The organism is Streptomyces sp. NPDC102283 (assembly GCF_044766265.1).
Lineage (GTDB): Bacteria > Actinomycetota > Actinomycetes > Streptomycetales > Streptomycetaceae > Streptomyces.
On the sequence record NZ_JBIWLQ010000011.1, the window covers coordinates 252,271 to 264,935 of the forward strand.

The window sequence follows — 12,665 nt, forward strand, 5'->3', positions numbered from 1 at the left end:
ATGGCGGTAGGAAAGTTCACCGCGAACCCCGGCGAACTGCGCCGGGCCAGTGACATGATGGAGCAGCTGCCCGCGCAGGCGGCCAAGATCGGCGACAACTTCATCTCCGACATCCAGAACTACCGTGGCTGGGCCGGTTACAGCGACGACTTCGCCCTCGAAGTGCTGCCCAAGTACGACGCCAACAACCAGGCGTGCCTGGACCTGATCAGGGCCGTCGGCAGCGCGTTCACGGCACTGGGCCAGGCGGTCTGGGCCAACGGCCAGCACATCGAGGGTGTTTCGAGCTACGCGCGAGACGAGATCGACCGGCAGATGTCCAGCCTGGACGGGCCGGGCGACTCCTCCCAGGGTGGCCGGCACTAAATGGAAGAGATCGACTTTCCGCCGGACGTCCGGACGATGCTCTGGATCCTGCTGGGCGAAATGCCCCTGCAGGCCAGGGAGAATCTGGCGTGGGAAAGTCGTGAGCTCTACCTGGCGCTCCAGAAGGGCCTGATCGATCTGCGCGCGGCCTCGCGCGAGACGATCCAGATGGTGGAGGCGGCGTTGCCGCCGGAGGTGGCGCGTCCGTACATCGACAGTGTGCGGATGCTCACCGACGAACCCAACGGCACCGATCCCATCCAGGCGTTGCTGCTCCAGCTCGACGAACTGGCCAACGGCCAGGTGGACTACTCGCAGAAGATCCAGGCGTCCAAGTGGGAGATCATCGCCGAGATCATCATGCTGATCGCCGAACTGGCGATCCTGGCGGCGCTGATCGCGTTCACCGGTGGCGCGTCGGTCTCTCAGATGTTCCTGGCACGGGCCCGGAGCAAGCTCGCGATCCTCATCATCATCGACCGCCTGCTGCGGATGTCGCACATCGCGCCGACCCTGGGCCAGGCCATCCAGGAGGCCATCCAGACGCTGTCGGTCCGGCTGGCGCAGATCGCGCTGAACCCGGGAGGCCGAAAGCCCGGGGGAGTGGACTGGAAGGACGTCGGCGTCGCCGCCGCCTTCGGCGCGCTCACCGCAGGCTTCATGGAGATCTTCGACAAGTTCCTGAAGCCCATCGAGAACTACTTCAAGGACCTCCTCGGGGACATCTTCAGCAAGTTCAAGATCGACCCGAACAGTCTGCTGTTCAAGGGACTGGTGAACGGCCCTCCCACCGTGGTCACCGTCTTCGTCGTCGGTGCCACCGCCGAGAGCACCGCCGAAGTCATCATCAACGGGGCCTTCTACGACAAGTGGGAGTTCAAGTGGGAGACGTTCGTCGGCTCCGGCACCAGCACCGTGTTCGACATGGGCGCGGGGCTGGCCGTCGGCGCGGGCGCCTTCTCGATCTACAACAACTACTTCAGCAACGACCGTTTCACCGACATCAACGACATGCCGGGCCCGAACAGCATCCTGGGCGGCGGCGACGGAGGACCGTCGGGGTCGGAGAAGCCCGGCGGCCCGGCGAGCGGCACGGACGTCAAGGGCCCCCCGGTGCTGAAGACCAACCCCTTCACCCCCGGCCCCGCGACCCCCTACCCCAACACGGTCTCGGCCGACCTGCCGAACGGTCCGGGCAGCGGGATCGGCACCCTGCCGCCGCCCACGTACACGCCGCCGCCGGCCGTGTCGCCGCCGGCCGGCGTGAACACCCTGCCCAAGGCGGGATCCGACGCGCTGACCCGTCCCACCGACTTCTCCCCGCGCGACACCGGCGGCACGAACGGCGTCACCGGCCCGAACACCGTCTTCGGCCCCGGCAACGTCGTCGGTCCGAACAGCGTGGTCGGTCCTGACGGCGTCACCGGGTCCAACGGCCTCACCGGCTCGAACGGTGTCACCGGTACGAGCGGGTCGCCCCTGCCCCAGCTGCCGCCGCCCACGGCGTCGCTGCCGTCGCCCTCGACGTCCACGCCCTCCACGCTGCCGTCCTCGTCCCTGCCCGACACCGCGCCGCTGTCGCCCCCGCCGACGTCGGGGCGCACCTCCGGGCCCGGGACGAACACCGACCTCACCTCGTACGACCTGACCCCGGACACCACGCCGGACCTGACGCCCGACCTCACGCCGGACCTGACGCCCGACCTCCTGCCCGGTACGTCTCCGGACGGGCCGGGGGCGACGACCGACCTCCCCGACAACCTCACCGGGCCGAAGGGTTCGTCCACCGCGCCGGGCCCGAGCACGATCGGCGGTTCGAGCGGCACGGACAGCGCGAACCTTCCCGACGACGTCTCGGCGGACGCGGACGGCACACGGGACCAGCGGCAGGACGAGACCGGGCAGGAGACACCCGGACGCGGCACGGGCGGCCGGAGCACCGGCGGACAGCCGGGGCTCGACGACACCGCGCACCAGCAGACCGACGGCGCCCCGAACCCGGCGGACGCGGACGCCATGGCCCCTCCCACCCCCGTCGCCACCTCGGCGGGACCGAACACCCCGGCGCCCGCAGCCGGAAACCAGGGCACACAGCAGGGCTCCTCCGGTACGGGCAACTCCTCCCAGCAGCCCTCCCAGCAGCCCCCCCAGAACGGCCCGGCCGAGCGTGGCGACGCCGACGACCTGCCGGGCGGGCAGGAGACCGGCCAGGCGGACGCGGAGGGCCGGCAGGATATGGCCGACGGCACGGAGAGCCCGGCCGCCCCGCAGCCCCGTAGCACCGGCACCGACGACACCGCCCGCGCTCCCGGCGGTGGACGGAGCACGACCGGTCCCGAGGACGCCCCGGCCGCGCCGGATGCCGTACGCACCTCCTCGGACCTGCCGGCCGGCGGCGTCACCGGCTACCTCACGAGCGAGTCCACCGGTGATCTCGGAGCCGGGACCGGGGCGGACCTCTCCGCCGGTCCCACGCCCGAGCCTGCCGTGCCGGTGGCCGATCCCGTGCGGCCCGAGCAGTGGCGTTCGGGGCGGACCGACGCTCCCGCCACGGCCGTACGGACCGACCCGTCGTTCGACCCCGGCCGCGCCCCGGCGGACACAACGCGGCTCGACGGCCCGGACACCCCCGTACGGGCCTGGGTCCAGCGCATCCAGGCCGACGACGGCCGTTGGCTGAGCAACGTCTCGCTCCACCTGCCGGTCCGGGCGGGGGAGGGGTTCTCCCCGGCCGAACTGGACGCCCTCCAGGAGCGGATGCGCACGCTCCTCGACACTCACCTGAACCACGGTCTCCAGCTCCCGGGCTCGGGCGACCAGCTCCACATCGACGTCACGCTCACGGCCGCGCCCGACCACGCCGAGGCCGTCGAACTGAGCCGTACCGTACTGCCGGAGGGTTCCGACCACCTCAACTGGCGCCTGCACAGCGCCGATCCGGCCACCTCCCCGGAGGAAGCGGCGGAGTGGCGGACCCGCGACGACGCGGCGGTGCTCCAACAACTGCTGGGCTACGCGGGCATACCGGACCGGGGCCCGGCGGCCGAGGCCATCCTGCGCCGACTGGTGCGGCAGAGCGACACGGACACCGGTACGCCCGGCCCGGCCGTTCCGCGACACTTCCTCCAGGCGGTCGAGTCCGTCGTCACCAGCGGCGCCGTGGCCGACCACCCCCTCACCGCACGGGGCACCCGGCCCCCGAGCGGCATCGACGACCCGGCGCAGGCCCTGCGAACGCCCGCACCCGGCACCGCGGACCCCCAGGCCCCGGTCGGGGCGGCCGTCCCCTTCCGGACGACGTCCTCCGCGCCGACGGGGACCGGCACACCGCCGGAGACCACCGCGTCCGCCCCTGCCACGGTCGCCGGCGCCCGGCCGGTCACCGGGCAGGAAGCCATCAGGCAGGAAGCCACCGGACAGGAAGCCATCGGGCAGGGCGCCGAGAACGCCCCGCCCGCCGCCGTTCCCCTCGCCACCGAGGGCCGGGGCGACGGCCGGGGGCCCACTCCGGGAGCGGGCAAGGGCAAGGGTCGGAGCACGGACCAGGAGACCGTGTCCGCCGACGAGCCGGTCCTCCTGGACTTCCCCGGCAGCACGGCAGTCGACGATGCCGTGGACGCGGCCCGCCGCGAACACGAGGACGCCGTCGCCGCCTTCGGCCGGGCGGCCCGCACCGTCTCGACGCTCGACGCCCGGGTGGCCGGCGGCCGGGGCGGCTTTGACGACGCCGCGCGGCTGTACGACGCGTGGCAGGACGTGGACCGGGCGCAGCGGCGGCTCGACTCGGCCCTGGACCGGCTCCGCGGCCTCGGCGCCGACGCCGCCCACGACGCCGCCGTCGCGTCGATCGTGCCGCGCGTGCACCGTACGGACGTCGAACGCCGGCTCACGGCCGCCCTGGTCACCGCCGAGGACCTGCCCGTCGACCCGCCGCGTCCGGCGCCCGGCGACCTCATCACCGCGGACGAGCTGGCCGCCGCTGGGGTCACTCCGGACCAGGGCCCCGCGCTGGAGGCCTCCCTCGACGGCTCCGTGCGCTTCGAGGACAGCGGGATCACCGACCCGGTCCAGCAGGTGCGCCTGCTGATGAACCGGCCCGGTCCCTGGTCCGGGGCGCTCGACGGCATCGCGGCCCGCGCCTCCCGCCGTACCTGGCACGCCGCCTACGAGGGCTTCGCGCTCGCCACGTCCCGGGCCGCCGGAGTGCCGGTCGGCACCGACCCGGCCGAGGCGTGGCGGCGGGCGACGTCGCTGGTGCTGCCGTTGGAGCTGCACCCCGTGCTCGCCGATTCCCGCCACGCGCGCGGCGACTACCTCGACGCCGTACGGCAGGTGGCCCAGCACCTCGCCGCGCACGGTGCGGACGCGGTGTCGGGTACGGGGACGGCCGCCCGCGTCCGACGTGAACTGGGCCTCCCCACGCGGCTGCCGGGCGGTGCGCCCGCGTCGGATCAGTCGTACGCGGCCGCCGAACTGGAGCGGCTGGCCCTGCTGGAGGAGTCCGGCGCCAGACCGGACACCGACGCCCTGACCCGGCGCGTGCTGCACCTGTCCGCCGACGCCGAGGTCTCGGCCGAGCAGAGGGCCCAGCTGCTCGTCACGGTGGAGAACGCCATGGCCGCCGGGTGGTCGTCGAGCGTCGACACGCTCGGCGCCTACCACCTGGCGGCCGGCGGGGCGCTGGACCACGGGCGCCACATCACGGCGGCGAACGGGGCCTACCAGGGGCTGAACCTCACCGGGCGGCCCCTGGGGCCGGTGGACACCACCCAGGTGTGGCAGCGCCGCGAGAACCAGTTCCAGGGGCCGCTCGATCCGCTGTGGGACGCCGACAACGGCGCGTACGTGGTGGTGGCCGACGGCGGACACGACCACGTCATGCTCCCCTGGGGGCAAGGGCACATCCGCGTTTCCTGGCAGGAGTTCGCGGAGCTGGTGGCCCGTGACCCCGGGATCGCCGGACTTGCGGCGGGCACACCCGTCGTCCTGGTGCTCGCCCACGGCGGCGACCAGGGCCTGGCCCTGCCCCGCACCCTGGCGTTCCGGACGGGCCGCGACGGCGTCTGGGCGCACAGCGGCCAGGTCGGCCTGGTCACCGACCCCGCCACCGGCGTCGAGCGGATCGTCGTGGAGAACCGGCGGTCCGAAGGCCTCCCCCTGGGCGGATGGTTCGGCAGCGACGCCGACGACCTGGGCCCCGACGAGGTCGCCGAGGAAGGCTTCGTGACCGCGCTGGACGGCACGATCCTCCCCGACCCCGCCCTGAAGACGCGGACCATCGGCGACGACGGCCGGTCCATCGGCCGCGTCACCATGTCCGATCCCGACCTGGTCACGAACGAGCCCATGCTCGAAGCCATGGCGGAGATCACCGAGTTCGTCCAGTTCGACCCGGTGTCGGAAGGGGCGATCGGCGAACCGGCCGCGCTGCTGGAGAACGGGCGGCCGGTCTACCACTTCGCGCAGCACGGCCAGCCGCTGCGCGGGGTGATGGAAGTGGCCGACGGCAGTCCGCCGGTCCAGGTGGGCGGGGAGGAGACCGGCCGGTTCATCCGCCGTCGGCCCAGCATGCGGAAGCTCGGCCCGAACGCCGTCATCGACCTCGGTTCGTGCTGGGCCGACGCCACGGCCGAGGACCTGCCCTATCTGTCGGACGCGGGGGAGCCCCCGTACGTGTTCGACGTCCTCGGCACCACCTCGTACGCGCAGGGCGTGGCCAACGGCAGCGGTGCCGGGGTCATGGCGGTGGACCGCGTCCATGTCCTGATGCGCGGGGCGACCCCGAAGGCGGGTGCGCTGGCGAGCCCCTCGGGCGAGCGGGGTGTGCGCAGCCTGCTGCTCCCGGAACCGGGCCCGGCGGGGCTGGCCGCCCTGGCGCGTACGGCGCATCTGCACACAGGGGACGGGCCGGTCCCCGCCGACGTCCTCGACACCACGCTGCGGCTGGTGAAGGCCCTGCGGCGGTCGTTCGGCGCCGACGTGGCATCGGACGGCCGGTTCGAGGCGCTGCTGAGAGGTATCGGGGCGCTGGAGAACATGCGCCGGGCCGATCCGCACCTGCGCGTCCTGGGCCCGTTCACCCTCCACCACCTGCACCTGGTCACGCACGCCCGCCACCAGCGCACCAGCGACGACCCGCCGTCCCGGGACGACGTCCGGCGAGTCCTGCTCGACGCCGCCGGGAAGAGGGACGAGGCCGCCGCCGGGCGGCTGACGCTGCACCAGTACACGCCCGTGCCGTCGCTGGACTGGGCGCTGAAGCGCCTGGCCGGGCGGGATCTGGCCGCGCTCGCCGCCGACGTGCTGCGGCTGCCGGACGCGGGCGCGGTCTCCCGTGCGGACGTGAGCCGGCTGGTGTGGGGCGCGGTCAAGGGTGCCGAGGCCCTGCGGTCGGTGACCGACCCCGTCGCCCTGGCGAAGAAGGCGCTGCACCTGCCCGGCCCCGCCGCCCCGACACCGGACGAGGCGGGCGACCGGCTCCTGTGGCTGATGGCCGGTGCGGCGGTCAGCGGGTTCGACCCCGCCGACCCGACGGAACTCGCCGCGTGGGACCTCGTACGGCACGGCGCTCTCGACGACAGCACCCGGCTGACAGCCGACGGCGTGCCGACCGGCCGCAACTGGACCCGCAGGACCGTCACCGGGGACATCGCGACCGAGGGGTACCTCGTCTCGTCCGACGGCGGCCTGGACGGCGCTACCCCGCACCCGGCGCCGTGGCCCGACGCCCCCGGGGGGTCGGCCGCCAAGGCGTACGTGCTCACCGCGGACAGCACGAACGGCCACGTCGCCCTGCCTTGGACCGACGGCTCCAGCCGCTGGGTGCCGGGCAGCGAGATCGCGGCCCTTCTCCGCCACGACCGGATCCACCAGCAGATCGCCCTGCGCGCCCCGCTGCTCGTGGTCGGCGCCCACACCAACCCCGGCGGGCTCGCGCAGCACCTCGCCGGGCGTGCGGGAACGGCCCGGACGACGCTGTTGTCCGAACTGCCCAGCGCCCCCGTCCCGCACCCGTCGAGCGGTCGGAACGTGATCGTCCTGACGGCGGGGACGGCGGGGACGACCGCGCGGCCGGGCCACTGGCAGACCCGGCGGCCCGCCGCCCTGCCCGGCGTCTCCGCCCAGCAGGGCCCCCTCCACACGTTCACCGGACGAGCCCCCGGGACCGAGTCGTCCACGGCGGCGGCGGCGACCACCTCCACCGCCGTCGCGCCCGCCCCGCTCTCGCAGTACATCCGCGACCACGGCCGCCGCCACGACGGGCACGTCGGCCTCGTCCTCCACGAGCCGACCCCCGAAACCGTCCTGGACGGACTGCACCGGAGCATCGTCGAGGCCCTCGGCGCCGATCCGGAGACCACCGACGGACAGCGGCTGCTGACCCGGCTCCAGGACGTGCTGAGCGCCGAGGAGATCGAGCTGAACCGGCCGTACCTGCGCAGCCGCCAGGGACACCGGATCACGCTCCGGCACGGCGGCCGCGACCGGGCGGTGGACATACGCCTCTCCTACGCCGACCCCGTACGGTCCACGAAGTACGGCGGCGACAGCGGCGGGCGCCCGCCGACTCTCCCGGACATGGGGGTCGAGGCCAGGGCCGGCGGCGGGCAGTCCACCTCGCACGTCGAGGGCTCGGGCAACCTCCGCACCGGCTCGGTGCCGTGGAGCGGGATCTTCCCGGACGACCGCGCCGGGGCGCTGCGCTGGTGGGACAGCACCGTCAACGTGTCCGCGACGCACAACCAGCTCACCCAGTCCGTCACCGTCGGCGAGACCTTCCTGGTCACGAGCAAGCAGCAGGCCGAGGAGCCCGCGCACCCGATGGACGTGGACGGGCGGTGGCAGATCCAGCTCGACACGCCTCGCGAGGGTGAGACCGACAACTGGCAGGCCGAGCAGTCGCACGGCGCCCTCACGATCTGGTTCCACGAGCACCTCGCCTTCGACGGCGACGACACCACCGCGCTGCCGGAGCCCGGCGATGTGGACGACCTGCCGCTGTGGGGCGGCGACAGCGTCGCCGAACCGCGCCGCCTGCTGACCGAACTGCTCCAGGACGACACGTTCGCGGCGCTGCGGGACCTCGACGCGGACTCGGAACGGGCGCTGGAGGACTTCCTCTCGCAGCGGATGCTCCAAGGCACCCCGCACCTCCAGCGCGACGGCGGGGTGTTCTCGCCGACCCTCCTGGACGACGACGGCAACGCGGTCGGCGTCCTGGAACTGACCGCGGTGATCGAACCGGGACCGCCGATGCGCAAGAGCGCCGACGGCAGGTCCACGCTGGAGACCTGGTTCTCGCACGCGTCCAGCGTGGACAAGTCGGCGAAGCTGACCAGCGGCATGGGCGTCGAGGCGGCCGGCGGGCCGGCGTTCACCACCGACCACACCCCCGGCCACCCGGCCGCCGGCTCGTCCTTCGGCGGCAACCTCATGGGCAAGGCCGCCGTCAACTGGCAGCTGACCGACCAGCTCAGCAACGTCAGCAGCGCCACGCTCATGCACGGACTCCGCACCAAGAGCAGCCACCTGCTGACCAGCGGCCGGGTCGCCTACACCGCGACGCTGCACCGGGCCGGCGGCGGCCGGGTCAGCTCCACTTTCGGGCCGTGGACGGACGGCCTGCGGCTGCGGATCGCCCAGCGCGCCACGATGGCCGGCCACCGCCCGGCCCCGGCGGAACTGCGCGAACTCCCCGAGCACCTGGAGACCCTGGAGAGCATCGGGTACACCGAGACGCCGCTGAAGGTGGACGGGGCGGACCCGCTGTTCACCGCCGCGGAGGCATGGCTGCGCACGGAGGGGTTCCTGCCGCCCGCCCGGCCCCGGAACAGGTCGGCGGTGTTCCGGCTGGACGAGCCTCTCGTGGTGGCCCAGTTGGAGAACCTGCGGCGGCTGCGGCAGATGCGCTCGACCTACGGCCTCGCCTCCTCGGCGCCCGACGCCGTGGACGGCGGGGAGTCGGTCTGGTTCGAGCGGCCGAACGCGGTCTCGGGCACCCGTCGCGTGCAACTGGTCTTCTCCGCCGCCCGGGACACCACCCGGCCCGCCGTCCACACCCGCCGCCTGCCCGACGTGCTGCACGTCGGCTCCAGCTCGTACGAGTCCGGCGGCGGCCGCCAGCGGGGCACCGCGCTGAGCGGCGCCCTCGGCGGCGGAGGCGGCCTCAACGCCCCCATCGACCAGGGCTCCTGGGGCTTGAACACGGCCCCGGACTACCTCGGCACCCGGCAGCTCACCGACGCCTCCTCCACCGCCGGCCAGGTCGGCTACGACCAGTTCACGATGACCACCCGCAACGGCAGCGAACTCTTCGAGGTGCCCGCCCGGCTCGGCCTCGACCTGTACGAGGGCACCGGCGAGGACCCGCTCGTCCGGTTCGCCGAGACCGACGCCGACGGGAACCCGGCGCGGCCCGAGGCGGATGCGGATGCGGATGCGGATGCGGAGGCGGAGGACGACCTGGAGATGCAGCTCGGGGCCGCCGCCACGCCCACCGTGCCGGGGAGCGTCCGGCTGCTGGTGCCGCACTACCGCACCCGCGTCCCCGCCCCGGCCCCCCTGCCCGCCCCGGCCCCCGCACCCCGTCCGGGACAGGTGATCCGGCAGCCCGTCACCGACGGCGGCCCCATGGACGACCAGCGGCGCCTCGCCCTGGTCGACGACCGCGGCCGTCCGCTGCCCGGCCTGACCAGGCTCCCGGAAGGCGCCATCGTCGACACCTTCCGGGGCACCACCGCGCTGATGGCGGCCCTGCGGGGAATCGTGGCGGGTACCTACCCGGGCAGCCCGGGCCGGGGCCGGGTCGGGCGGGCCGTCCAGCGCGCCTCCGCGACGCTGTCCGGGCTGGCCACGGAGACCGCCCGGCGGGGCTCCGCGATGAAGGAAGCGCTCCCGCCGAGCCTGTCCGGTGCCGTCAACCGGGCCGGCTCGGCCGTCAACTGGGCCGCCACACCGGTGGTCTGGGCCGCCAGGACGTCCACGGACGGTGCGGCGGTGACCTACAAGTGGACCTCCGTCGCCGTGGCGGGCGCCTCCCTGAACGACCGGGGCACCCTGGCGGCCGAGGCCCGGCAGGACGCGATCAGGCCCGGCCAGCTCATCTCCAGGGCCCCCCAGATCCTGGGCGGCGCCTACGTGGTGGAGGGGCTGACGCTGCCCGGCATGGCGGCCGACCAGGTCATGATGCTGGAGATCACCGGCTACCTCTCCAACCCCCGCAACCTGGGCTCCGAATCGCTCTACTCGGAGCAGGACGTCCTGAGCGGGGACACCTCCGGCCGGCAGCGCGGCGTCGGCGTCACCCACCAGGGCAACCTTCAGGTCACGGCGTTGCAGGCGGCCCCGACCCCGCCCGAGCTGCTGGTCCACCAGGCCAACCCGGGCGGCCGCTACTCCCAGTCCCGCCGCACCGACGGAACCGCCACCGTGGGCTCCGGCACGAAGATCACCCACGCCACGGAGCACAGCGGCGACACCCTCTGGATCGGCAACGACCTGACGCTGCTGTTGACCGTCCGCCGGGGCGTGCGCAACATCGCGGGGAACACCGTCGGCCTCGGCCCCTACGCCCCGGTCACGGTCGCCATCGATCTGCCGCGCGCCGTCACCTACCTCGCCCCCGCCCAGGCCGTGGCCCAACTGGCGGCCTGGTTCCAGGGCATGCCCGGCATCCCCGCCCCGACCCTGAACCCGCTCGACGTCCCGCTGCCCGACCGGTACGCCCGGACCCGGCAGTTGGGCAAGGCGACCGTCCTGACGGTCACCCAGCTCGACGACACGGCCAACCGCCGGGAGCGCCGGGACCGGATGCGCCACGAGCTGACCGCCCTGGTGGAGAACGAGGCACCCGGCGCCCTCCGGCCCGGCCACGCCTCCTACCTGCCGGGCGTGGCCACCGAGATCGCCCGGGTCACCGAACCCGCCGCGCTGCGCGCCCTGCCCGGGCGCGGCCCCGGCGGACAGGCGCGCTTCCACTTCCTCCACGTCGCCTACGGCGGGGCGCGCCTGGTCGAGGTCACCCTGACCGCCGAACCGATGCTCCAGACGCCCGCCCTGCGCGGCCTGCGCGGGCGCAGGGCGGGCGCCGGCACCGGCCTGGAACACGTCGACACCCACACCCCGCAGTCCAGGGTGACCACCTCCGGGACCACCACCACCCGCCAGGGCACGGTCAACCCGGTCTCCCGCTACCCGCGCCCCGGCGCGACCGCGTGGACGGACCGCGCGGGACCGTCCCTGGCGGTGGCCGAGACCCGGGCCCGTACGGCCCGTTCCGAAGTGGCCACGGAGGACCGCTTCTGGACCCGGTCGGGCAGCGTCGCCGACTTCGCCGTCGACTACCGCTACACCGCCACCGTCCGCTCCCAGGCCGTGTGGCAGTGGCCCGCCAACCTTCCCGGCGCCCTCTTCCAGTCCGGCCTGCTCAACCTTTCCGGCCTGGACGGGGACGTGGCGCAGCGGGTCCGCGGCTGGGCCGGGCGCCTGCTGCGGGGCCGCCCGGTCAGCCGCGTCTCCGTACCGGCCGCGACGGCCCTGCGGTTCGTCGCCTCCGAGGCCGACCGGCCCAAGCGGCACGAGGGGCCCCGGGCGCCCGCGCTGCTCGGCGGCGACCCGCTGCCGCTCACGGCCGCCGACGCCGCGGCCCAGGGGACCACCCCCTTCCCGCAGGGCGTCCGGCTGGAGACCACCGGCCCGACACCCGTGTACGACTACAACGCCGCCCCGCAGCTGATGCGGGCGCTCCACGACGTCGACCCGCGCATGGCCGCCGCGTGGGGGCTGCCCGCCAACGCCTCCGCGGAGGCCGTCGCCGCCCGCCTCGCCGAGCTGGTCCAGGCCGGCGAGATCACCCTCGACCCCTCCCGCACGGCGGCGGGGCTGACCGACGTCATGCCCGGCAGCTGGCCGGTCGAGAGCCCCGGCACCGCGCCGTCCCTGCGCATATCCCTGCACAACCCGCGACCGGTCACCGAGGCCGGCGACGTCGCCATCGACCGGGTCCGGCGGCAGAACCGCACCGCGGCCGCGGCCTCGTCCGCCGCCGGCTCCTTCGTCCTCAACCAGCAGGGCTCCTACAGCCTGGCCAACGGCAACCGCCAGGTGCTCGGGGTGACCTTCCCCCTGGCGGCACAGCAGCCCCACGCGATCTCCTCGGGCGGCAACGCCTCCGCCTTCTCCTTCAGCCGGCTGCGGACCGGCGCGACCAGCGACCCGGCCGACCGGCGCATCCCCCGCACCTACGAGACCCTGGTCGACACCGTCATCGAGGTCGACGGCCCCGACGGCGTCCGGTACGT

At 74.3% G+C, this 12,665-nt stretch carries 2 protein-coding genes (1 of these 2 running past the window's edge); both read left to right on the plus strand.

The window, feature by feature from the left end; genetic code table 11:
- On the plus strand, window positions 1-366 hold the full coding sequence (locus ACIRJT_RS23105) for a hypothetical protein (RefSeq protein ID WP_403911966.1): 366 nt from the start codon (window positions 1-3) through the stop codon (window positions 364-366).
- A protein-coding gene (locus ACIRJT_RS23110; RefSeq protein ID WP_403911969.1) for a lonely Cys domain-containing protein crosses the window boundary here: on the plus strand, window positions 367-12,665 show its 5' end (the start). It continues 28,015 nt past the right edge of the window; 12,299 of the gene's 40,314 nt are visible here — the first part of the coding sequence; its start codon is at window positions 367-369; its stop codon lies beyond the right edge, outside the window.

Excerpts from the sequence above, each read along its gene's own strand:
- ACIRJT_RS23105 (WP_403911966.1), top strand. The coding sequence starts at position 1 with ATGGCGGTAGGAAAGTTCACCGCGAACCCCGGCGAACTGCGCCGGGCC.